General features: G+C 41.6%; 19 protein-coding genes. 11 read left to right on the forward strand and 8 right to left on the reverse strand.

Features of this window, described 5'->3' with window-relative positions; genetic code table 11:
• Window positions 1-1009: 1009 nt before the first annotated feature.
• Complete coding sequence (locus ACGF63_RS07495) at window positions 1010-1633, reverse strand: TetR/AcrR family transcriptional regulator (protein WP_036849697.1); 624 nt, start codon at window positions 1631-1633, stop codon at window positions 1010-1012.
• A gap of 235 nt (window positions 1634-1868) precedes the next feature.
• Between ACGF63_RS07495 and ACGF63_RS07500 the strand changes: the two genes are divergently transcribed.
• The gene (locus tag ACGF63_RS07500; protein WP_036849696.1) at window positions 1869-3083 is read left to right on the forward strand and encodes a Tm-1-like ATP-binding domain-containing protein; all 1215 of its coding nucleotides are present in this window, start codon (window positions 1869-1871) and stop codon (window positions 3081-3083) included.
• 399 nt (window positions 3084-3482) lie between these two features.
• Here ACGF63_RS07500 and mtr read toward each other — a convergent pair whose 3' ends face one another.
• From mtr to tnaC, 3 genes are all read right to left on the reverse strand, one after another.
• Window positions 3483-4727 (reverse strand): tryptophan permease, encoded by a 1245-nt coding sequence (gene mtr / locus ACGF63_RS07505; RefSeq protein WP_036849695.1) that lies wholly within the window; start codon window positions 4725-4727, stop codon window positions 3483-3485.
• A 78-nt stretch (window positions 4728-4805) separates the two neighbouring features.
• Complete coding sequence (tnaA, locus tag ACGF63_RS07510; protein WP_387629854.1) at window positions 4806-6206, reverse strand: tryptophanase; 1401 nt, start codon at window positions 6204-6206, stop codon at window positions 4806-4808.
• A gap of 127 nt (window positions 6207-6333) precedes the next feature.
• Window positions 6334-6432 carry a tryptophanase leader peptide gene (gene tnaC, locus ACGF63_RS07515; protein WP_387629857.1) on the reverse strand — a complete coding sequence of 33 codons (99 nt, stop codon included), beginning with the start codon at window positions 6430-6432 and terminating at the stop codon, window positions 6334-6336.
• A gap of 346 nt (window positions 6433-6778) precedes the next feature.
• Here tnaC and ACGF63_RS07520 point away from each other — a divergent pair, with 346 nt between their 5' ends.
• From ACGF63_RS07520 to ACGF63_RS07535, 4 genes are all read left to right on the forward strand, one after another.
• On the forward strand, window positions 6779-7237 hold the full coding sequence (locus ACGF63_RS07520; protein ID WP_051477464.1) for a VOC family protein: 459 nt from the start codon (window positions 6779-6781) through the stop codon (window positions 7235-7237).
• A gap of 985 nt (window positions 7238-8222) precedes the next feature.
• Window positions 8223-9563: an MATE family efflux transporter gene (locus ACGF63_RS07525; RefSeq protein ID WP_036849694.1), complete on the forward strand. Its 1341-nt coding sequence runs from the start codon at window positions 8223-8225 to the stop codon at window positions 9561-9563.
• Window positions 9564-9857: 294 nt separating this feature from the next.
• Window positions 9858-10322, forward strand: a complete 465-nt coding sequence (locus ACGF63_RS07530) for a helix-turn-helix domain-containing protein (protein WP_036849693.1) — start codon at window positions 9858-9860, stop codon at window positions 10320-10322.
• The gene (locus tag ACGF63_RS07535; RefSeq protein WP_132354698.1) at window positions 10322-10897 is read left to right on the forward strand and encodes a PIN domain-containing protein; all 576 of its coding nucleotides are present in this window, start codon (window positions 10322-10324) and stop codon (window positions 10895-10897) included. Before ACGF63_RS07530 ends, ACGF63_RS07535 begins: the two co-directional genes overlap by 1 nt.
• Before the next feature lie 248 nt (window positions 10898-11145).
• On the opposite strand, the gene ACGF63_RS07540 is transcribed toward ACGF63_RS07535, so the two are convergent.
• From ACGF63_RS07540 to ACGF63_RS07550, 3 genes are read right to left on the reverse strand one after another with little or no spacing between them, the layout of a single operon-like run.
• Window positions 11146-11820: a DUF799 domain-containing protein gene (locus ACGF63_RS07540; RefSeq protein ID WP_152963134.1), complete on the reverse strand. Its 675-nt coding sequence runs from the start codon at window positions 11818-11820 to the stop codon at window positions 11146-11148.
• Entirely contained in the window at window positions 11817-12176 is a 360-nt protein-coding gene (locus tag ACGF63_RS07545) for a DUF4810 domain-containing protein (protein WP_036849690.1), read from the reverse strand. Before ACGF63_RS07545 ends, ACGF63_RS07540 begins: the two co-directional genes overlap by 4 nt.
• A gap of 21 nt (window positions 12177-12197) precedes the next feature.
• A complete protein-coding gene (locus ACGF63_RS07550; protein WP_152963135.1) occupies window positions 12198-12869 on the reverse strand; it encodes a CsgG/HfaB family protein in 672 nt (223 codons plus the stop codon).
• Between the two features lie 485 nt (window positions 12870-13354).
• Here ACGF63_RS07550 and pepT point away from each other — a divergent pair, with 485 nt between their 5' ends.
• The gene (gene pepT, locus ACGF63_RS07555; protein WP_387629862.1) at window positions 13355-14608 is read left to right on the forward strand and encodes a peptidase T; all 1254 of its coding nucleotides are present in this window, start codon (window positions 13355-13357) and stop codon (window positions 14606-14608) included.
• Window positions 14609-14724: 116 nt separating this feature from the next.
• On the opposite strand, the gene ACGF63_RS07560 is transcribed toward pepT, so the two are convergent.
• Window positions 14725-15975, reverse strand: a complete 1251-nt coding sequence (locus ACGF63_RS07560; RefSeq protein ID WP_387629864.1) for a Fic family protein — start codon at window positions 15973-15975, stop codon at window positions 14725-14727.
• Between the two features lie 822 nt (window positions 15976-16797).
• Here ACGF63_RS07560 and fdnG point away from each other — a divergent pair.
• The 5 genes from fdnG (at window position 16798) to ACGF63_RS07585 (ending at window position 24798) form a co-directional block, all read left to right on the forward strand.
• The gene (fdnG, locus tag ACGF63_RS07565) at window positions 16798-19845 is read left to right on the forward strand and encodes a formate dehydrogenase-N subunit alpha (protein ID WP_387629867.1); all 3048 of its coding nucleotides are present in this window, start codon (window positions 16798-16800) and stop codon (window positions 19843-19845) included.
• A 12-nt stretch (window positions 19846-19857) separates the two neighbouring features.
• Window positions 19858-20784 carry a formate dehydrogenase subunit beta gene (gene fdxH / locus ACGF63_RS07570; RefSeq protein ID WP_152963139.1) on the forward strand — a complete coding sequence of 309 codons (927 nt, stop codon included), beginning with the start codon at window positions 19858-19860 and terminating at the stop codon, window positions 20782-20784.
• A complete protein-coding gene (fdoI, locus tag ACGF63_RS07575; RefSeq protein ID WP_036849685.1) occupies window positions 20784-21425 on the forward strand; it encodes a formate dehydrogenase cytochrome b556 subunit in 642 nt (213 codons plus the stop codon). The genes fdxH and fdoI overlap by 1 nt, the downstream gene beginning before the upstream one ends.
• Window positions 21426-21951: 526 nt before the next feature.
• On the forward strand, window positions 21952-23274 hold the full coding sequence (locus ACGF63_RS07580) for an amino acid permease (RefSeq protein ID WP_036849684.1): 1323 nt from the start codon (window positions 21952-21954) through the stop codon (window positions 23272-23274).
• A 747-nt stretch (window positions 23275-24021) separates the two neighbouring features.
• Window positions 24022-24798, forward strand: coding sequence for a HisA/HisF-related TIM barrel protein (locus ACGF63_RS07585; RefSeq protein ID WP_036849683.1), 777 nt, complete (start codon window positions 24022-24024; stop codon window positions 24796-24798).
• Window position 24799: the final 1 nt, after the last annotated feature.

Raw genomic sequence — 24799 nt, forward strand, 5'->3', positions numbered from 1 at the left:
TCTCCTTTTTCATTTGGTGATGTTGTGTTGCGTATAGTTATTTACCATGCTACCGCCCCCCTGGTTTTTTAGGATAAACCTTATCAAGATCAAGATTAAAATTAAAAAAATTCAATAACATAATAAATTAAAAAATCATCGTAACTTATTAATGTTAAATATGTAGATTGTCAATTTAAATTGAAATATTTTTTGATTTTGATGCTGTTTTTTTCATTAAATTATTTTAAAACAAATAAATATATTCGGTTTAATAAATTGTTATTTTAGTTTAATTATTACATATATTTATTTTTTAACTTTAACAAAATGTTAATATTTGTTTTATTATGATTAATATTGTAAACCACCAGCAAACCTGAGGTCACTTCGGCCAGAAACTGGTCGAGTTAGCTTTTGATCCGTGCAGCCCAGGCAGCGCACTTTCAACTTGAAATTCCAATGAAAGTGTCAAATTTACGTTAAACCACACCAAGCCTGATTAAATAACCGAACAAGATGAAATAAACGAAGAGAAAAATTAACGTCTATTTATAGCAATCTAATATGCTGTGACACATTTAATGATATTTAAAAACCACCAGGGGTCGGCTGGTAAATAAGTTCTCACACATATTAATTTAATGCAACATTTTACGGGATTAAATATAATATCGAAAACCATTTAAATTAACCTAACTGATTGTATTTAAAGGTTAAATTAAAAATAACACATTGTAATTAAACTGTGTTTTCATACTTGTCCTATTTTTCAAAATATTATTTTTAGCCGTAAGGTTCTGATTAGTCAGAAAAACAAAAATATAGGTGTAATTAAATGATTAATTATGACTTCCATCATGATCAACCAGAAATAGTTATATTGATAATCGATTTGTTAGATTTTAAAGTATTTAATAGGAATATTTTGCATAAGAATAATCATAAGTTATATGAAATCTATGCAAAATATCCGCCCTGTGAAATTCGCCAATTAACACTGAGTTATTAAATGGCTTATCTGAAACAACTATAACTCAAAATCTCTATACGCCTGATTAATAATGGCTTTTGCCATCCATTTAGTGATTTCAATAACCTTCTCGTTATCCATATTCCAAATATCTTTCATTACCAGAAAGACTTCAGAGCCATAAATCAGGGAAAAAGAACGAATGACATTTTCCAAAGTCTCCGGTGGGAAATGCCCTTTTAATGGTTCAACAACCGTTGCAAGGACCTCCTTACGATGCCCGCGTACCAGTTTCTTCTCCTGTTTATGCGCAGACAAATCACTCCCCTGAGCCCATTGCTGTAAGGAAACCAACAGAGCCGCCCGCAATGCGCCTTCATGTTGAAACATACGGGGATAGGCAAAATCCAATAGCTCAATAATCCGCTCTTCAGTTTTTTCACCGGAAGGCTTCCAGGTGAGAATCGGCCCAAGGCTGGCACCAACAATTGCGTCAATTAAATCACTTTGGGTCGGAAAATAGCGGTACGCCGTTGCTCTGGAAACACCAGCATACAGTGCCAATTCGGAAACCGAAGGTATCGCTCTCTGCTCAAAAAGTTCCAGTGCAGCATTTATCAGCAATGCATACGTTTTTTTCCGGGTCCCGGTAAAGTGAGGTTTAGTATTCGAATCCATCATTGCCACAACTCTTTCACAATAAAAATCTCTAGATAAAGCTTATGGTTAAAATTCTTCTTCGCTATCATCACTCTACTTAACTATCTACAAAACACCCAAATTGATTCAGTTTATTTATGGGTAAAATGAGATGATAGTCTCAATTTGGTAATATAATAGTGATACTAGAGTCTCATCTTGTCTATAATCTGTCCATGAATTAGTAGTCAGCACCAGGGAAGTATTCATAATTATAATGAAAAAAAGCCAAGGCTGTGTTTATATCGCCACTATTTTTGATACCAAGAGCGCAGAAATCTTCTACGTCAGGGATCTGATAGAAAAAGCTGGCCTTGCCGTTCGTACTGTGGATTTAACTACTAAATCTGGCCCGCTCGAAAGAGGTGCGGACATCACTGCATTAACAGTAGCAGAGCATCATCCACAAGGCAAAGATGCCGTTTTCTGTGGTGATAGGGGGAAAGCGATATCCGCAATGTCAGTCGCTTTTAATATTTTTTTATCAAGACAAACTGATGTTTTAGCGATTCTAGGTCTGGGGGGTTCCTGCGGGACAGCACTGATTACACCCGCGATGCAATCTTTGCCTGTCGGTATACCAAAACTGATGGTTTCTACTATGGCTTCCGGTGATGTTTCAGGTTATGTCGGTGTCAGTGATATCGCCATGCTCTATTCAGTCACTGATGTGTCCGGCCTTAACCGTATCTCCCGTCAGGTATTGAAAAACGCGGCCAATCAAATTGCAGGCGCAGTTTATTTCTACCAGGAGAACAATGTTGAAGATAAGCCGGCTATCGGTCTGACAATGTTTGGCGTCACAACACCTTGCATACAATTACTGACCAAAGAGTTAGAGCAACAGTATGACTGTCTGGTTTTCCATGCAACCGGCAGCGGCGGCAAAACAATGGAAAAACTGGCCGAAAGCCGTCTGCTAAATAGCCTGCTGGATATCACCACAACTGAAGTCTGTGACTATCTGTTTGGTGGTGCTCTACCCTGTGATGCAGACCGTTTGGGGGCGATAGCACGCACACAAATACCTTATATTGGCTCTTGCGGCGCATTGGATATGGTAAATTTCGGGCATCTGAATACTATCCCGGAACGCTACAAATACCGGCAATTTTACCGCCACAACTCTCAGGTAACATTAATGCGCACCGTACCAGAAGAGAACCGCCAAATGGGAATTTGGATTGCGGAAAAACTTAATCGGTGCGAAGGAAAATTAAAATTTATTATTCCTGAAGGCGGTTTTTCCGCTCTGGACATTGAAGGTGGCCCCTTCTGGAATCCTGATGCGACTCAAGCCTTTATCAACGCTTTTGAGTCTACATTTATAGAAACGGAAAACAGACAACTAATTAAAAACTCTCATCATGTGAATTCACCTGAATTCTGCCAACAGGTGATTAGCGAATACCAACAGATGATGATGACTTAAGTTGTGACTCAACACGAACAACCACTGAAACAGGAGTAAACATTAATGGGCCTGACCAGCAACGATAATACCGGTTCAGAAGCAGTACTTACACTGAAAGATTGTATACAACTAATTAATGACTAAGCAAAAAGTTGTCAAAATAGTGCATTCTGATGCTATTGTTCTATTAGTCACAGCTTCTTACGATATGTCTGTCAGGAGTTGTACTAAATAAAGCAGTCAGGTGCTCATGTTCTAAAGGGAAGCCATAAGAACTTCCTGTTAATAACCTTGCTGTAAGATGTTGGGAGTTAACAAACTAAATTAAAACATAAATACACCTGCTTTGTTTTCTTCCTTTTCGGAGCTTATCTCCGTCAACACCAGGCTCCTGCGGCACCCACCGCAGGAGTTTTTTTATGAATAAACGGGCAGTAGATTAAAACTTGATAAGATATGAGCAGTGACATTCAATACGCCAAACAGCAAAATCAAGCCGATCATCGCATTGCCGCCCCAAACCCGATAGGCTGGGCTACCAAACCGTTTACGGGATGCTCTGGCGAGTAAAGCGGGAACGATAGCAGCCCAAACTGTCGCAGCAAGGCCGGCGAAGCCAATCGCATAAATAAAACCATTCGGGTAAATCATCCCTCCAACCATTGGCGGAAGAAACGTTACCAATGCGGTTTTAAAACGCCCCAGTTTGGTATCATCAAATTTAAACAAGTCGGCCAAATAATCGAACAGTCCCAGCGTGACACCAAGAAATGAGCTGGCAACAGCAAAGTTAGAAAAAAGGGTCAACAATAAGTTCAATGTTGAACTGTTTAAGCCTCCACTTAATGACTGGACCAGAACATCAATATTTCCCCCTTGTTCCGCAACTTTAATAAAATCTGACCGGGGAATATTTCCCATTGTTCCAATCAACCAGACTAGATAAAGAACTAACGCCATTAACGTCCCAATAAACAGACATTTCTTTATTTTCTGAGGTTCTTTTCCATAATATTTCATCAGACTAGGAACATTGCCATGATATCCAAAAGAAGCCAGACAGAAAGGCAAAGTTGCTAATACATAAGGCCAATAAGTCGGATTAATCTCAACAGTATTAAATAAAACCGCAGGTTCAACGTTATAAATCAAGCCACCAAAAGTCATAAAGAAAGTTAATACTTTGGCACCAAGAATAATAGAGGTTATCCGGCTAACCGCTTTTGTACTTAGCCAGACAACAAACGCAACAGCAAAAGCAAACAAAAAACCAGCCAGTCGCGGCGAAAAATCTATCTCCATATCCCCTATGACATGCTGAATAATCGATCCACTGGCAGAAATATAAGCATAAGTTAGAATATATAAGACAAACGCAATCGTAATACCATTAATGATATTCCATCCGTTGCCTAAAAGATCTTTTGTTATCGTTCCGAAACTTGAGCCAATCCGATAATTAAGGTTGGCCTCCAATATCATTAATCCTGAATGCAACATGCAAAACCAGGTAAAGACCAAAGCAGCGATTGACCAGTAAAACCATGCTCCTGACATGACAACCGGTAAGGAAAACATGCCTGCGCCAATAATCGTTCCGCCAATGATCATTGCGCCGCCAAGTAAAGAGGGAGACGATTTTTTTATTAGTAAAGTAGCCATGTGCGTAATCCTAGCGTGGCTTTATGATATACGAAATAAAATTTGGGATGCTTTCAGATAGAAGCACCCCGTTTTTTATTATTTAATTGGCTTTAATCTTGCAACAAAATGCCGTAATACTGAAGGCTCATAAGTAAATGTTAATCCTCTAATTTGAGTCGCTCTCTCTTTCAGGGAAATAAAAGCCTCTGCAATATAATCCATATGATCATTGGTATACACCCGGCGAGGAATAGTTAAACGCAAAAGTTCCATTGGTGATTCTTTTTGCTTTCCTGTTTTCGGATCACGACCTAACAATAAAGAGCCAATTTCGACACTCCTTATTCCTGCATCCAGATACAGTTCATTATTCAATGCATGAGCAGGAAATTGCTCTCCTGGAATATGTGGCAATAATAATTTAGCATCAACGAATACAGCATGACCACCGGTAGGATACTGAATAGGAATACCCGCATCTCTTAATCTGTTGCCTAAATAAGCCACCTGATTAATACGATATGCCAGATAATCTTCATTCATACCCTCTTCAAGGCCAATTGCCAGAGCTTCCATATCACGCCCGGCAAGGCCGCCATAAGTAACAAACCCTTCCATTGGCACACAGCGGGTACGCACTTCGTTAAATAGATCTTCATCGTCACGGAAACAGCAAAGACCACCAATATTGACCATCGGGTCTTTTTTAGCTGACATTGTCAGCATATCACCATATTGATACATCTCTCTGACAATTTCTTTGACTGATTTATTCTCGTAACCTTTTTCTCTTTGCTTAATAAACCAAGCATTCTCACAGAAACGAGCGGAATCAATCACTACAGGAATATCGTATTGCTTCGCAATCTCATACACAGACTTCATATTAGCGATAGAGACAGGTTGACCACCAGAACTATTACAAGTCACGGTTGTGATAATTGCCACAATATTATCAGCCCCCTGTTCCGCAATCGTTTTTTTCAATTCATCAATATCAAAATCGCCTTTCCAATCGTAATACGTCGTTGTATCAAAGGCTTTTGGCGTAACAACGTTAATCGCTTTCGCACCATTTAATTCAACATGGGCAGCCGTGGTATCAAAATGGAAATTAGAAATAAAGACCGGATGTGTTGCGCCCCCTTGCGCTTTTTTGCGGGCAATCAATGATGGGAATAAAATTTGCTCTGCGCCACGGCCTTGATGGGTTGGAATAGTATATTGATAGCCAATCAGCGCATTAACTTTATCACACAAATGATAATAGTTGCGGGAACCCGCATAAGCCTCATCACCCATCATCATTCCCGCCCACTGGCGATCACTCATTGCACCGGTACCGGAATCTGTCAGCAAATCAATATAAACAGCATCACTTGGCAACAGGAATGGATTATATCCAGCCTCTTCTAATGCTTTTTCACGTTCCGCACGCGTAGTCATGCGGATATTTTCTACCATTTTAATACGGAAAGGCTCTGGAATACGTTTCATAAATATTTTATCCAATAATTGTCTATACTGCATAATTCAGGAAAGCCCCTGAAAAACACACAGAAATACGCCACAATAAATGCAGTGATTAAAAATAAAGATTTAATTAAAGATACAATTAGAGGAATTAATTAGGGAAATAGTTAGAAATACGGTGATCGACATTAAACCATGCCTGTATATTACAAGAATAAATAAAATGATAACGTAAAAATATAGAAATCATAAAATGAACTTATCCCCCAGTTAAAACTGTTCAATAAGATATAGATAATATTTAAATTATCCGTGACCAATCACGCAAAAAACAAAAATTATAAAAAATAGAAATTTATATACACCTCAGTAAATCGATTATATACTCAAGAAAAAACAGTTAATAAACATCGTATAAAAACCAATGAAAAAAATATAACAACACAATTAAACTAAATCAATAAAACTAAAAGTTAACACAATAAGAATATTTTTAATTTCTGCATTTTCCTATATAGTATAGCAATTACTACGAAAAACAGAGCTGTTCATAGAGTGAAAAATACTTATAATATCACAGAGCTAAAGAATAACGTATGAGCCAACATAAACCCTATTGGAATCGTATGGTCCCAGAACTGACCGTCACTGATTTTTCTCGATCTCTGGATTTTTATCAAAGAATCCTCGGCTTCCAATTACTTATTCGCCGAGATACCCCAGATTTCGCGTATCTAGAATTGGGCGAAGCACAACTAATGCTTGAAGCACTACATGATGATGGCTGGAATACTGCCTCACTAAATTATCCTCTGGGAAGAGGTGTGAATTTTCAAATTGAAGTTGATGATTTAACTCCTCTACTTAACAACTTAAAAGCTAATGGCATAAAACTATATCGAGAAGTTAAAGACAATCATTACCGTGTTGATGAAATACTGGCCTGCCAAAGAGAATTCCTGGTGCAAGATCCCGATGGCTATCTGCTACGTTTCAGCCAATTCATAGAAAACATAAACAATATACCAATAAACACATTACTTGTTATTGATTAATTATATTTCAGTTTAATAAATTGTTCTAATTACTTAAATCTAAAACAAACTCATTTAGATTATTTTCATTAGCTTAAATAGAACACCTTAGAGTCTGATTTATTTATAAAACCCGCCCTTATTAAAGGGCGGAATAGAAATAACAGAAATAGAATTCTGTATAGCACAATAACTGTGCTATCTGAAAATTAATTAATTCCAGTCTCGATTAATTATTTATTCTTAAATACAACAGGGGTTGATTGTTCAGGAGTTGAATTATTAGGACTATCAGAACCGATAATACATGTCGCCGTATGGGATGAAAAAATAACACATTTTATTGCGCATATAGGGAAATGTGGCTTTAATACACAAGCATAGGTAGATGCAGAAAAAGTAGAAAAAAAAGTCAACATCAAAATAGTCATTATTAATCGACGCTGTAGTCTATTTATCATCATATCACCTCGTTAAATGGTATATTTTTATTTCCATATATTTTACTCCTGCAACTGATTATAGAACAAAATTTAACCAGGTAAATTTTTTTATCTTTTCGTTGATGAAGCGTTTAAGTTTTAATGAAGAAATAAAATTATTTAGATAAGTTAAACTTTAAATATTACCCAAACACAAAAATACAGATATTATTTGGGAAATTTATCAAACATAAAAATAACAATCTCTAATTGTACCAACTTCTATATCAGTGTTAATCATATGAAAACGTTACCAAAACAATCAAATAAAACATATAAATTTTTTTACTTTCTACTGTTATCAGACAACAATCTACTTGATATAGATCTGAAATTATTCACAAATCTACCTGGTATCTCAACAGTCAGATACAGACAAATTGAAAAATAGCATTCACCTTTTTATTCTTATCCTCTCGCTGTTAACAGATGAATAAACCATGTACAATGTATGAATATTTTCTGAGTACGCTGCATCTCAAGAAATTACTTATTTTACCTTTTTCAATAAGCAGGTTTTTCAAATGCATCAAACTGATGTTACTGAGCGTTCGCTCTTTTCATTAAGCTGGCCGATTTTTATTGATATTCTCCTCCATCTGGCCACTTTATTAATTAACACCTATATGGTGAGCCATGTTTCTACTTCTTATCTGGCTGCCATGGCAGTAGGTAATCAGGTCTTTGACCTGTTTATCACTATTTTCAGCTTTATCAGTGTCGGTTGCAGTGTTGTTATTGCGCAATACATTGGTGCTGGCAAACAGAATAAGGCCAGTCAGGCAATCCATATTTCTATCGCATTCAACTTCTTACTTGGGCTTAGCTGTGCACTGATTACCCTCTTCTTCGGCTATAAGATATTACATATCATGAACATGCCAGAACACCTGATGGAAGACGGTTTCAGCTATCTGCACATTCTGGGGATCTGTCTGATCCCGGAAGCCATGTCGCTTATCCTGGCGACTTGTTTACGGGTTTACGGAAAATCCAAGCCGGCAATGTATGTCACGCTGATTGCTAACTTGCTGACGATATTAGGTAATATGATTGTCCTGTATGGTTTCTTCGGATTACCTCAATATGGTCTGGAAGGTGTTGCCTGGTCTACCGTCTTTGGCCGGATTGTTGCCGTTATCCTGTTATTCTGTCTGCTCAGTTATGGCCTGCGGATTAAATTTAAGTTGTCAGGTTTCCTGCGCTGGTCGAAGAATATGTTGGGCAAAATCTTACATATTGGGTTACCCGCCGCGGGTGAAAACGTGGTGTGGGTCCTGCAATATATGACTGCCATAGCATTTATTGGACTGATGGGTGAAACCTCACTGGCAGCACAAACCCTCTATTTCCAGTTGTCACTGTTTGTGATGTTGTTTGGAATTTCTATCAGTATTGGTAACGAAATTATGGTTGGCCATCTGGTCGGGGCCAAACGATTTGAAGATGCCTATATTCGCGGCTTTAACAGCTTGAAAATTGGTTGTGTCGTAACCATTGGTGTTGTCGCCATCTTCTGGCTGTTCAGAATACCGATTCTGCATTTCCTGACGCAAGATGAAGCCATTATTAAACTCCTATTGCCATTATTCTTGCTGTCCGTTTTTATGGAGCCAATTCGTACCGCTAATATCGTTATGGTGAACGCATTACGAGCATCCGGTGATGCCCGTTTCCCGTTATATACCGCTATGTTCTTTATGTGGTGTGTTGCTATTCCTGTGGGATACTTTCTAGGCATCAAGATGGAAATGGGGATCTTAGGTATTTGGATCGGTTTCTTCTGTGATGAATGGCTGCGTGGATTCGTTAATACCTGGCGTTGGAAATCTAAAAGATGGCAAACCAAGCGATTAGATATTTAATACAGATTATTGGTGATTGAAGTCACCATATAACCCCCACTCCTGGGGTCCCCTTCATCGGGAGCCCCAATGTTGTATCCTTCCCAATTGATGATTTTATAATTCCACTACCCTCTACAATGGAAGACACCTTTGTTTTTAATATCAACGAGGCAAGCAGAAAGTCGAGGATTAGATGGTCTAGGAGTAAAACCTAATACATCTCAAATGCATTGATTTTCGATTATTTCGTTTATTGTATATTTCGATTATTTCGTTTACAATCAAGGCAACACAATTAATTAGGAGATAACGATGACAACCAAGCAACTGACCAATGTTAATCTGCCGGACAAATTCGAAACGGAATTAGCCCAGCAAAGCCAACGCGAATTAGCGGCCTATCTGTCAACGAAACTGGAAACCCAGAAAATCGAGATTATGGGCGAAGACCAGCAATCTCATACAATCGAGCTTCCAACCTCAGCGATGATGTTGCTGATGGAAATTTTAGGTGAGCTAGCTGCTGGCAATGCGGTTCAGATCGTGCCAGTTCATGCAGAACTGACGACGCAAGAGGCGGCAAATATCTTGAATGTGTCACGTCCACATATGGTGAAATTACTGGAAGAAGGATTGCTGCCTTTTCATAAAACAGGCCGGCATCGTCGCGTATTGTTTGCCGATCTAATGGCTTACAAGCGTCAACGTGATCAGAACAGCCTAGAAGCTATGCAAGCGTTAGCAGAGCAAGCTCAAGAACTGGGGATGGGTTACTAATGAGACATTCGCCCTATCCTGTCCTTCTAGACGCCTGTGTTTTGTATCCGGCCAGACTGCGTGATCTGTTAATGCATCTGGGGATAATCGGCCTTTATCAACCTAAATGGAGTGCTCAAATCCACGATGAATGGCAACGAAACCTTTTAAAACAACGGCCTGAAATTACAGCGGAAGCTTTAACCCGAACTGTTCAATTGATGAACAGGGCACTGCCCGATGCCAACGTGGCGGGATACGAGCCTTTGATTACGGGTCTGACACTTCCTGACATGGATGACCGCCATGTACTAGCTGCTGCGATCCGAGCTAAAGCCGAAGTGATTGTAACGGTAAATCTGAAAGACTTCCCGGCAGAGGTATTAGCTGCTTTTGACATTGAAGCCTTGCATCCTGATGCCTTCATTTCTGATCTATTCGATTTAAATCCTGCGTTTGCTCTAGAAGCAGTCAGAAGACAGCGTAAGTCGTTGAAGCATCCCCCAATGGATGCCGACGAGTTTCTGAATATGCTCTTTAAACAAGGGCTGCCTATGACGGCTAAAGTCTTGGAAGGTTATAAGTATACGTTTTAAAAGAATTCTCTCGTATCGCATGGTTTTATGAATAATAACTGTCTTAACGATGGTTAATTTAAAAAAATAACAAAATTACAGGTAGGCGATAAAACTACATCTATTAACCGAGCTTATTTACGACTTATATTAAAGAAGCACAGGATACTCCTGTAAAAAAACTTAAACGAAATAACAGCAAAAAATAGTAAAAATATAACCATAATAATGAGCAGGATATTTACCTGCCCATTATCACCTTGTACCCATTACTTCGAAATTAAATGCTCTTCTTTACCATAATGCTCAGAACGGGGACCATAAAGTAAACCGCGACTACCGCCAGCTGTCAGTAAACGATTACTTGTAATGCCGGCAATTTCATGGCCTTTATCCGTAATGGTATTCGCGATTTGTGAAACGACCGCAGACACCAAGATTCCAATAAGACTACTATTCGAGTTATCTTGATTTTCAGTCGATGAGGCAACTGCCCGGCCATTCCACAATTGTTTACCACTACGCAGATCCACCAGTTTCGCGGAAGCCGTTACGCGGGTATCGCTGTTGATAATCTGATATTGCGTGCCGTACTCTTCAATATCCAGATAGAGCGCGGAATCTGCACCAAAAATATCATGCAGTTTTTTATAACTGATATTCTGAATATCCTGCGCCACTGTCACGCCATTTTGCTGAAATGTCTCTTCCACCACCGCAGCCGGAAAAACATAATAGCCAGATTCTGCTAATGGATAAGTCACTTGAGACATCAGGCTGTGACCTGCTTTTACTTCCAAAGATTTATTCACCGCCGGCAATACCAGAATGGATTTTGGCTTGCTCTCTTTAAATGCTGTGTAATCATAAGGAACAGATTTACTGCTACACCCAGTCAGCACAAGCGTAGCTAATAAACTTAACGCCACAAGAATACGGTTCATTGCATAGTTCCTTTATTTTTACTTAATAAAAAGTCCATAAATGGCGCTGATTCAGGAAACAGTTTTTTCTCTGCTTCAAACTGATGGAACGCGTCTGAAACACGACCCGTTTTGCTATACAGCAAACCCATCTGTGCATGCAACCCAGGCGGTACAGATTTATCTTTCGCTTTCGCTTTTTCAATCACTTTCTGCAAAGCCTGTAACTGTTCTTCAAACCCCATCTTATCCTGCTGATAATACTGATAAACTGTAGGTTCGTATTCATCCCATTCATAAATCGTTTTCGGCTGATTGATACAACCCGCCAAAACCATCGTAGCCAGTAATAAGCCCGCTTTTTTCATTAATACCATGAGAATATATCCCTATATTTCTTAGTTAGAAGGTTTCCATGCACCCGTTTCAATATTTTCGACCAAGCTATTTACCGCTTCACGAATTGCCAGATCCAGCACTTTACCATTCAGCGTGGAATCATAACTGGCAGTGCCACCGAAGCCGATAATTTCACGGTTGGATAATTTATACTCACCCGCGCCTGCCACAGAGAAAACCACTTCGGACGTTTCCACATTCACCACATTCAGCATGACTTTTGAATAAGCCACCTGTGATTTACCGCGTCCAAGCAGGCCCCATAACTGATGATCGCCGACTTCTTTACGGCCAAATTCAGTCACATCGCCGGTAATGACGTAAGTAGCACCTTTCAGCTTCTGTGATTTACCCTGTAAACCCGCTTCCGCTTTCAGTTCCGCCATGTTGGTACGTTCCAGAACGGTAAAGCGCCCGGTCTGCTGTAAATGGGTGATTAAAATCGTTTTAGATTGATTACCGAGACGATCAACGCCGTCAGAGAAAATCCCGTTTTGATAACTGGAACGGTTTTCAAACTTACCGATAGCAATTGGACTGCGCACACCTTGATATACAGTGTTATAAGCATTCACTTTTTGCACCTGAACGGTATTGGAAGATTCCGTTGCACACCCTGATAATATTGCCGAAGCCAAACAAATTGAAGATAAAATCAACTTACTCTGCATAAAACATATTCCTACATAAAATTATTCGCCTATCCACCTAAAATGCAAAAATAGGCAGATGACATATTCCAATGAACAACCCCGCCGCAAGCAGCGGGGTATCAAACCAATGGCCAACTACAGAGTAGTTCGCCCCAAGGGGCGGGGAATTAGACCCTAAGAGATTAAAAATCTATTTATATCAGAAATTATTATGAATAAGCCTGAGCTATGTGACCAGAATTTTATGCTAAAAAAATAAAAAACCATTCGTTATATCACACTTTCATTATTAAATTTTATTTCCCTAGCGAATAAAATCACATTAACTTAAATTATAATTTAAATATTTTATTAATATTTATACTGTTAATGAAATTATTGGTATTTGATATCAAAAAATCTATTTGTTGATGATTAAATATCGTTCAAAAATAACCAATTAATTAAGCTAAACAAGTAAAACAGGAATATTTCTATATATAGCAAACAAAATGGAGAAAAACATGAATATTGTTGATCGTTTTATTTCTTATACCAAAATCAATACCACCACCAATAGCAAGCAAGGGGCGGCAGGTATTATGCCCTCTTCTGAAGGTCAGAGAGTATTAGCTGAAAAATTAGGGAAAGAGCTCGAACAACTGGGATTACAGAATATTATTGTGCGTGATACCGCAATTGTCACTGCAACTCTGCCCGCCAATGTTGACTATTTCGTTCCGACGATCGCATTTTTTGGTCACCTTGATACCAGTGCCGAGCTGACCAATGATACCAAGGCTCAAGTCCTACCCTATAACGGCGGAGATCTCTGCCTGAACAACGCGCTGAATATTTACCTGCGCCAAAGTGAATTCCCTGAGTTAGCAAATTATATTGGTGACGATATTATTGTAACTGACGGCACCAGTTTGTTAGGTGCAGATGATAAAGCCGCTCTGGCCGCTATCATGAATATGTTGCAATACTTCCGGCAAAATCCTGATGTTAAACATGGCACAATAAAAGTGGGTTTTGTGCCTGATGAAGAACAAGGGCTGCTGGGTGCAAAAGCTTTTGATGTAAAAACTTTTGGTGCTGATTTTGCCTATGCCCTTGATTGCGGAGGAATTGGTGAACTGGTTTATGAGAATTGGAATGCCGGTGATGTAGAAATTATCTTCACCGGACAACCAGCACACCCAATGTTCGCTAAAGGCAAACTGAAAAACTCCCTGCTGATGGCACACAAATACATTGCCATGTTGCCAGGCGGTGAGGCCCCTGAATATACCGAAGGCCGGGAAGGTTATTATTGGGTAAAACAGATACAAGGAAACAACGCCTGTACTGTGCTGAAACTGGACGTCCGTGATTTTACTGAAACGGGTTATGAACATCGGATGACGTTCCTGAAAAATTTGTCAGATAGCTGTGCCGCCCTGTGGGGAGAAGGCAGTGTGCAATTCAAGATGACTGATCGTTACACCAACGTTTACAACAGTCTGCAAGGGGAAAACCGTTACCCAATTGATATCGCTATTGCCGCTTATGAAAAATGCGGTATTCCCCCCCGCCCGATTCCGATGCGCGGTGGCTATGATGGCGCCGTTCTTTCCCAAAAAGGTTTACCTTGCCCGAATCTCTTTACCGGCGCACATAATTTCCATTCAATTTATGAATATTTGCCGGTGAAATCCCTGCATGCAGCCAGCGAGGTTGTGAAAACGATAGTGGAACTAACGACAGCCCGATTTGCTCCGGGAGCGGATATATAATGCTAATCCTCTCGATACAGTCAGAATGATTTACTGGGCGATAAACATTGGGCAACTCACTTGGTTAAACTGCCCAAGTTTTTTTGGGGCAGTTTAACCACAGCCGGGAACAAGTGCTACCCGGCTATCTCCTGCATGGATTGCTTCACAAATTCCGCAAATGGCTTCACGTTCTTTCCTACCGAAGCCGATTCCAGCGCCGATAAATACTGAGTTCTATTTTTAAGCTTAATCACCGTCCAGGGGTATCCACCAATTACCAGCAAGAAGTTCATTAAAAATCTGGCAATGCGGCCATTACCATCAGGGAACGGGTGAATGTAACCCAGGAAAAGATGGCCCAAGATAGCCTTTACCGCAAAATACTCCTCATTAGCGATCAGCTCTTTCAGTACTTCCATACAGTCCATTAGCTGCTCACTGGCTGGCGGTACATGCATTGAAGTACGGATATAGATCGGCCCTTTCCGGAATCCCGCCAAATCCAGCCTGTTGATAATTCCAGCATCCACACAGGGGTTAAACAATGCTGTGAACCAATCAGTCAGGCCAACATCGACCAAATAGCGGATGTCCAGGCTCTCCCCATCCTCATGCGCCTCACGCAGCAGCTCTTTGACCTTATTGAAAGCATCGTAATAGCCTCTGGCAGCCAGTGCGTCCTTTTGCTCCTTATCCTTTTGGATTGTATCCGGCGACCAGTCACCATTAGATAAGCGCTCGATTAACTCTGGCGTAACTTTGTAACCTTCGATAGATAGCGAGTTGTAGGCATCGCTCACGTAGAGACTGCTCATCATCGCGTGTGTCTCTTCGATTGAGCGCACAAAGAAGTCAAAAGGGGGGAGGAAGCCGTCAAACACCTCAATAACGTCCTGTCTCATCTCTTGCCACAGAATCCGCACACGAACTGCACTTGGCGATTCTCCCCGACCAGCACCGACAATTATCGGAGCATGGTCAAATGGGTTAACCCGCTTAACGCCTTCAAAACCGGCTCCCTCCATAATGGTTTGTAGTTTCCGGCTTTCGGCTTTCATCTTTAATTGTTCGTAGGCACCAATTAACCTGTTTCCCGATGCAAGGTTCTTAGTTGTCAGCAACGCCTCTGAAAGCAAACTCAGATCAGCATTCCGGAGCGCCAATTGAATATTTAAGGGATTAGCTCTGAAGGTTTGTGGGCCAGTTTCAACTAACGCGCTTTCCAATGAATGAGCATTAATACCATTCACCTTGGCAGTCTTACAGGGAATTCTTCCCTTGATGATCACCATGCTCATGTTATGAGGCAGGTTAAGCGTACGCGGCGTCGTATCTGTGGTGTAGACGATCACTTGGTTTGATAAGGCGTTGTTTGCCGTATGCACGTCGAGAGAGGCTTCTGGACTCAGCCAATAGTCATCCCCGAAGATACTTTCAACGTACTGCCCTACAAACGACCAAATAGACTCATACCAAAGCACTGAGTCGCCAGCTTTCTCAGTCGTGAGGTCTGCATCCAGGAGATACCATCCCCTGATAATTTGCTTAAGATAGCCTTTCTTGACGAGAAAAGTGCGTTGCTTATCAGTGATTGATCTGGAGTTGAGCACATTGCCCACAGCCGCATTACTCGCCGCTTTCAGTGCTTCTGCTAACCTTTCGTTTCCAGTTTTTGCCATATTCTTTCCCCGCCAGATGCTTAATAATTAGCTGTTATGAGAATTCAAAATTAGTTTTTACACTATTACATTTATAGCTTTTATGCGCTTATATTTCTAGCTTTTACGATCTTACATTTCTAGCTGTTGCGCTAAGATGGGGTAGTGACCAGCTACCCGGTCACTCCCCCAAACTCCAGTAAACAAAAGGGGTTTAGCGTGCGCTGGAACACAAGCTTTTGACTCAAATATATCGCAATCTTGCTACCAACAATTACATAACATAAAAATAAAATATAGTTAACATCATAAATCATATTGAAACCATCTTATCCATATTTAGCAACATAATGCGCTTTATGATATTATGGATAATGATAACCTCAGGTAGTTTATAACTCATCAATGCAGTGGGTTCTTCGCGATACCCAGGAATGTTTTGAATGAAAAACGGGCCGGGCTATGAAAGCAATTTCGCCTGATTCGTCAAGGCATTATTGCATCAGAAGTAAAGCAATGTCGTCATTCAAAAAAATAAGGAGAAGACCGATGCAGGTCAGCAGAAGAGCTTTCTTCAAGATCTGCGCGGGTGGTATGGCGGGAACAACAATTGCCGCGCTGGGATTTGCTCCAGCCGTAGCGCTGGCTGAAACTCATCAGTACAAACTACTGCGCTCACGTGAAATTCGTAATAACTGCACTTATTGTTCCGTTGGCTGTGGCATTCTGATGTACAGCCTGGGCGATGGTGCGAAAAACGCCAAAGAAAGCATTTTTCATATCGAAGGTGATCCGGATCATCCGGTCAGCCGGGGTTCTCTCTGCCCGAAAGGGGCTGGAGTGCTCGATTATATTCGCAGTAAAAACCGCCTTCATTACCCCGAATACCGCGCTCCAGGTTCTGATAAATGGCAACGTATCAGTTGGGATCAAGCGATTGAACGTATTGCCCGTCTGATGAAAGATGATCGTGATGCCAACTTTGTTGAGAAGAATGAAAACAATGTCACCGTCAACCGTTGGCTGACTACGGGTATGCTCTGCTCCTCCGCTGCCAGTAACGAAACCGGTATTCTCGATCAGAAATTCACCCGCTCCATGGGCATGATCGCCATTGATTGTCAGGCACGCCTCTGCCACGGTCCAACGGTATCGGCCCTGGGGCCAACATTTGGCCGTGGTGCGATGACCAACAACTGGGTCGATATCAAAAACGCTAACGTTGTTTTGATCATGGGCGGAAACGCCGCTGAAGCGCACCCGGTAGGTTTTAAATGGGTGATTGAAGCAAAAATCAAAAACAATGCTCAAGTGATCGTGGTTGATCCGCGTTTCAATCGCAGTGCCGCCGTAGCTGATTTTTACGCGCCGATCCGTGCCGGCTCAGATACCGCTTTCTTACTGGGTGTGATCCGCTATTTGATACTCAACAACAAAATCCAGTCTGAGTATGTTAAGGCTTACACCAATGCGGGTTTGATTGTTCGTGAAGATTATCAGTTTACAGACGGTTTATTCAGCGGTTTTGATCAAGCCACCAAAAGCTATGACCGATCTTCATGGCATTATGAAACCGATGAACAAGGTTATGCCAAACGAGATGACACCTTGTCTCATCCACGCTGTGTCTGGAACTTGTTGAAAAATCACGTTGAACGTTATACCCCGGAACAAGTTTCCAGCCTGTGTGGGACTTCAAAAGAGGATTTCCTCTATATCTGTTCCCAACTGGCAAGTACCTCAGTCACCAACCGCACCGCAACCATTCTCTATGCACTGGGCTGGACTCACCACACTGGCGGTGCTCAGATTATCCGTGCCGCCGCAATGGTCCAGTTACTGTTAGGTAACGTGGGAATGCCGGGCGGCGGTGTTAACGCATTGCGCGGTCACTCCAATATTCAGGGCTACAGTGACCTTGGTTTATTATCGCTTAATCTGCCCGGTTATCTGCCTCTGCCGAGTGAAAAACAGCAGAACCTGGCAACCTATCTGGCGCAAACCACACCGAAAGCCTTGGTGCCAAATCAGGTTAATTACTGGAAAAACACACCAAACTTCTTTATCAGCTTGTTAAAAGGTTTCTGGGGCGAACACGCTACAGCAGAAAATGACTGGGGTTATGACTGGCTGCCTAAATGGGATAAAAGCTACGATATCCTGACTCAAGCCGAATTAATGACTCAAGGCAAAATGAACGGCTATATCGTTCAGGGCTTTAATCCGCTGGCAGCATTCCCGGATAAAAATAAATCAAGCAGAGCATTAGCTAAACTGAAATATCTGGTGGTGATCGATCCGCTGGTCACAGAATCATCTAACTTCTGGCAACACCACGGTGAGATGAATGATGTGAATCCGGCTGATATTCAAACCGAAGTTTTCCGCCTGCCCTCTTCCTGTTTTGCCGAGGAAAATGGATCGATTGCTAACTCAGGTCGCTGGCTGCAATGGCACTGGGCGGGTGCTCATCCACCGGGAGAAGCCCTGCACGACGGTAAAATTCTTGGCAAGTTGCTGATGCGTCTGCGTGAACTCTACCGTGAAGAAGGCGGCGCTTATGCCGATCCTATTATGAATCTGTCGTGGGATTACCAAAATCCTGAAGATCCGACACCAGAAGAGATTGCCCGTGAAGCTAACGGTAAAGCATTAGCGGATATTAAAGACGAAAACGGCAATATCATGCTGAAAAAAGGTCAGCAACTTTCCAGTTTCTCTCAACTGAAAGATGATGGTTCCACATCCAGCTTCTGCTGGGTCTACACCGGTTGCTGGACCGAACAAGGCAACCAGATGGCCCGCCGTGATAACTCAGATCCATCCGGTTTGGGCTGTACCCCAGGCTGGGCGTGGGCGTGGCCACAAAACCGCCGGGTGCTCTACAACCGCGCATCAGTTGATCCACAAGGCAAACCGTGGGATCCGAACCGTGAGCTGATCAAATGGGATGGCAGCAAATGGCATGGCTTTGATGTTGTTGATTACAGCAACGCCGCACCGGGAACCCATGTCGGGCCGTTTATCATGCAGCCAGAAGGCGTCGCTCGCTTATTCTCCATTGATAAAATGGCTGATGGGCCATTCCCTGAACATTACGAGCCGATTGAATCCCCTATCGGCACCAATCCACTCCATCCGAATGTGATCTCCAATCCGGTTGCCCGCATCTTTCATGCCGATGTAGCTTATATGGGAGACGCGAATGAATTCCCTTATGTCGCAACGACTTATTCCATTACCGAACTGTTCCGTCACTGGACAAAACACGCTCAGCTTAATGCTGTGATTCAGCCCGAACAATTTATTGAAATCGGTGAAAAACTAGCGGCAGAAAAAGGCATTATTCAGGGGGATGAAGTCAAAGTCTCTTCCAAACGCGGGTTTATCAAAGCCAAAGCCGTTGTCACCAAACGAATTCAGCAACTGACCATTAATGGTAAGCAAGTTGAAACCATTGGTATTCCTTGCCATTGGGGTTTCGCCGGGGCAACCCAGAAAGGTTTTCTGGCAAACACTCTCACACCTTCCGTGGGTGACGCCAACGCGTATACACCAGAATACAAAGCGTTTCTGGTGAATGTGGAAAAAGTCTAACAGGAGCGAATTATGGCAATGCAATCTCAAGACATTATTCGTAAATCTGCTACCCATTCCTTTACCCCAGCACCTGGTGTGCGTGATCATCAGGAACAAGTGGCAAAATTGATCGATGTCACCACCTGTATTGGCTGTAAAGCCTGTCAGGTGGCCTGTTCAGAATGGAACGATATCCGTGACGAAGTGGGTTTTAATGTCGGTGTTTATGATAACCCAACCGATCTGACCGCTAAATCATGGACCGTGATGCGATTCTCTGAGGTGGAAGAGCACGGCAAACTGGAGTGGCTTATCCGCAAAGATGGCTGTATGCACTGCGCGGATCCGGGCTGTCTGAAAGCCTGTCCGTCAGAAGGTGCGATTATCCAGTATGCGAACGGCATTGTGGACTTCCAGTCAGAACACTGTATCGGCTGTGGTTATTGTATCGCGGGTTGTCCATTCAACGTACCGCGGATCAATAAAGAAGACAATCGGGCATATAAATGTACCCTATGTGTTGATCGTGTTGGTGTCGGCCAGGAACCTGCCTGCGTGAAAACCTGTCCGACCGGGGCAATCCATTTCGGCACCAAAGAAGATATGAAAAATCTGGCGTCCGAACGGGTAACTGAACTGCAAGGCCGTGGTTATCAGAACGCCGGGTTATACGATCCCGCAGGTGTTGGTGGTACGCACGTTATGTACGTCTTGCATCATGCGGATAAACCGCAGCTTTATCACGGTTTGCCGGATAATCCGACCATCAGCCCAACCGTGACTTTCTGGAAAGGTATCTGGAAACCACTGGCAGCGGTGGGTTTTGCCGCAACATTCGCCGCCAGCCTCTTCCACTATGTCGGCATTGGTCCAAACCGCACCAGCGAAGAAGACGAAGAACATGCCCGTCAAGATGATGAGGTACCGACAAAATCAGCTAATCGGGAGGAGTTGTAATGAAAAAGAAGGATACGATTCTCCGCCACTCACCGATTGAACGGGTGAATCACTGGTCAGTGGTGCTCTGTTTTCTGTTTACGGGGATCAGTGGGTTGGGGTTCTTCTTCCCATCCTTTAACTGGTTAATGAATATTTTCGGCACACCTCAGTTAGCACGGATATTACATCCGTTTATCGGCTCCATGATGTTTTTCTTGTTTATCTTTATGTTTTTCAGATACTTCAAGCATAACTTTATCGACAAAGAAGACATTGTCTGGCTAAAAAACATCCATAAGGTCCTGAAAAATGAGGAAGCCGGCGATATCGGCCAATATAACCTGGGTCAAAAAGGTATTTACTGGTCTATCAGCGGCTGCCTGATCTTACTGGCTATCAGTGGCGTGATTATCTGGCGTCCCTATTTTGCCGATTTCTTCTCTATCCCGCTGATCCGGCTTGCGCTTCTGGTGCACTCTCTGGCCGGAGTTGGCCTAATCCTGCTGATTATGATACATGCCTACGCCGCATTTTGGGTGAAAGGCTCTATCCGATCGATGGTGGAAGGCTGGGTAACCCGCGGCTGGGCGAAGAAACATCATCCTCGCTGGTATAGAGAAATTCGTCAAAAAGAGCAGCAGGAAGAGAAAAACTCTTAGCCCATTTTCCTGCTGAATTTACCTGAACCATGCCATGTGAATAACTGACAGAGATATTCCAGCATGGTTCTTTATTTGCAACAATACCCGATACCGGCAGTGAAACATTTTGATATTTTATATTTAATTGACATAAATCATTATCTTATTCTGTTATCTCTGTTTAAACTATCTAATGTGAAAGCCACTTACCATTATTTTTTATAATTGTTGGTTTTTTTTGCTCAATTTTCTTCTTTTCACTGTTTATAACAGAATAAAAAGAAACTAAAATCAGTTAATTAAAATACTTCACTATGATCTATCAATTTATGTCATTAAAAAATAATTTCTATTTTTCACTTATACCTGATCGATTATTCTGTAACGCGAAAATGTACACCCGTTATCTTCTTACTGACGACTAATCTGCATAGTGAAATACACTGATATATACGAATCTCAAAAAATAGGGTTGGCATCATCATGCTGCATCTCTTCCCTATAACACTTACATTTTTAACGTAAATAATAAGCGAGAGCCATTTTGGAAACGGCAAAAAATAACCCTATCATGGTCGCAGATTCTCCTGCGGCAAAGCGGGCAAACATGACTGAAAATGAATGGCGGGAAGCTATCAAATTCAACAATCTTGATGTTGGCTGGATCATCATGAGCATCGGCATGGCAATCGGTGCCGGTATTGTCTTCCTGCCGGTTCAGGTTGGTTTGATGGGATTGTGGGTTTTCCTGCTGTCATCGGTGATTGGTTATCCGGCGATGTACCTGTTCCAACGTCTGTTTATCAATACGTTGGCGGAATCCCCCGAATGCAAAGATTACCCTAGCGTTATCAGCGGTTATCTCGGTAAAAACTGGGGCATTCTGCTGGGTGCGCTCTACTTTGTTATGCTGGTAATTTGGATGTTTGTTTACTCAACAGCCATCACCAATGACAGCGCTTCCTACCTGCAAACTTTCGGCGTCACTGAAGGTTTATTATCCGACAATCCTCTCTACGGACTGGTACTGATTTGTATTCTGGTTGCGCTTTCATCCTGTGGTGAGCGATTCCTGTTCAAATTATCCAGCTTTATGGTGCTGTCCAAACTGTTTGTCGTCGCGACGCTTGGCTTATCCATGATAGGTATGTGGCACTTATATAATATCGGCGCGCTGCCACCAGCAGGAACGCTGATAAAACAGGCGATCATTACGCTGCCATTTACCCTGACTTCCATTCTGTTTATTCAAACCTTAAGCCCAATGGTTATCTCTTATCGCCATCACCAGAAAAATCGTGAAGTTGCCCGCTATAAGGCATTAAGAGCGATGAATATCGCCTTTGGCGTCCTGTTCTGTACGGTCTTCTTCTATGCAGTTTCATTCACCTTAGCAATGGGACATGATGAAGCGGTTCAAGCTTATGAACAAAATATCTCTGCTTTGGCGATTGCGGCAAAATTCTTTCCCGGGGGCTGGGTAACGGCTATCAGTGTCTTGCTGAATATCTTTGCTGTGATGACCGCCTTCTTTGGCGTTTATCTTGGCTTCCGTGAAGCAACCCAAGGCATAGTGATGAATATTCTGGCGCGTATCATGCCAGCAGAAAGAATCAATAAAAACTGGGTACAAAAAGGCATCATGATTTTCGCTATCCTGCTGGCTTGGGGAGCGATTATTCTGAATGCACCGGTACTGAGTTTTACATCAATCTGTAGCCCAATATTCGGTATGGTTGGTTGCCTAATCCCGGCTTATTTGGTCTACAAAGTGCCAGCGTTGCACAAATATAAAGGAATATCGCTGATCCTGATTATCTTTACCGGATTCCTATTGTGTATCTCACCATTGTTGGCATTTTCCTGAATTAAAAAAATATTAATTGGGTGAATCGCAGTCTGTTACCAGACTGCGTTTACTCAATTACCCTGTGTTTTAATCCTTTATAATTAATCTTTCCAATAAGATTATTTCACATTATATGTTTTCAAATTAATGAAATTAAAAATATAAACCACCAACAAAGTGATTAATGAAATTACATATTCGTAATTATATTAATATTAATGATAAAATAGACACCTGTCATAATATATATGAATATAAACAGACAAAGCAACCAGCAGAATTAAATTATTTAAATTTATTCACTTACAGTCAATATGATTCATTTATTTAATACAGACTACAATATATAAAACATTTACCTAAAAAAAACAGCATTACTTATTGTTAGGTGATCAGCATATTGATTAAGAGTAATCAATCCTCCTATTTAAAATAAAGTCAGTGTTGATTTTCAGCACATTTCAACCGAACTTATATTTCTCCAATGACAAACTAACTCTTATTAAGTAAATTATTAATTAAACATGAGATTCAGCAACCGAATAAAGCCATATAATTTATTTAATTCGTTATAACTATGTTGAGAAATTTTTTCTTTCCATTACTATGAGTTGATGAACGATTAACTTGAATCATTAATTAATCTGTTCATTTTCAAAGAACCAAGAAGAATCTCTGTTAATTAAGTTACAACCTATAATTGAATTAATCACATATTGTTATTAGTTTATAAATTATATATTTGGGATTATTTAGGTGAATCTAATGATAAGTAAGGAAACATTTGAGGTCTTTCCCTCTGTTGATATTGTTGACGGCATAGCGATGACATCGAATTCTGCGATTCGATTAACCCGTGGTGAAAATTCAACATTGCGGAGACCTTTAGGTACCCCGGTAGAGGTCGCACTGGCCTGGCAAAATGCCGGGGCGAAATGGATACATGTTGTTGATCTTGATGCGGCATCAGGGCGAGGTTCAAACAGCCATTTGATTGCTGATGTTATTGCCGCAGTCGATATTCATGTCCAGGTCTGTGGCGGGATCAGAGATGAAGCGATTTTGAGCAAAGTATTAGCAACCGGATGCCAGCGGGTTAATTTGGGAACCGCCGCATTAGAAAAACCAGATTGGTGTGCCCGGGCTATTGCAGAGCATGGCGATAAAATCGCAATCGCCTTAGATGTAAGAAGCACATCAGAAGGTTATCAACTGACAACCCACGGATGGAATGTCAACAATGGCAATCTCTGGGATGTACTTGAACGCCTTGATAGACAAGGTTGTCAGCGCTACGTCGTGACCGATGTTGAGCGGGGCGGCATGATGAGTTCACCAAATTTCACCCTATTACGTGAAGTCTGTGCGCAAACTTCATCACCCGTGATTGCCGGCGGCGGGGTATCAAGCATAGATGATCTGCGTGCTTTAGCGGACATGTACACGCTGGGTGTTGAAGGTGCAATTCTTGGTCAGGCTTTACATATCGGTAAAGTTTCTCTCGAAGATGCCCTTGCCGCAACGCAATCGCCGAGGAGTTGAA

This window comes from Photorhabdus sp. RM322S, assembly GCF_042879395.1.
Classification (GTDB): domain Bacteria; phylum Pseudomonadota; class Gammaproteobacteria; order Enterobacterales; family Enterobacteriaceae; genus Photorhabdus; species Photorhabdus khanii.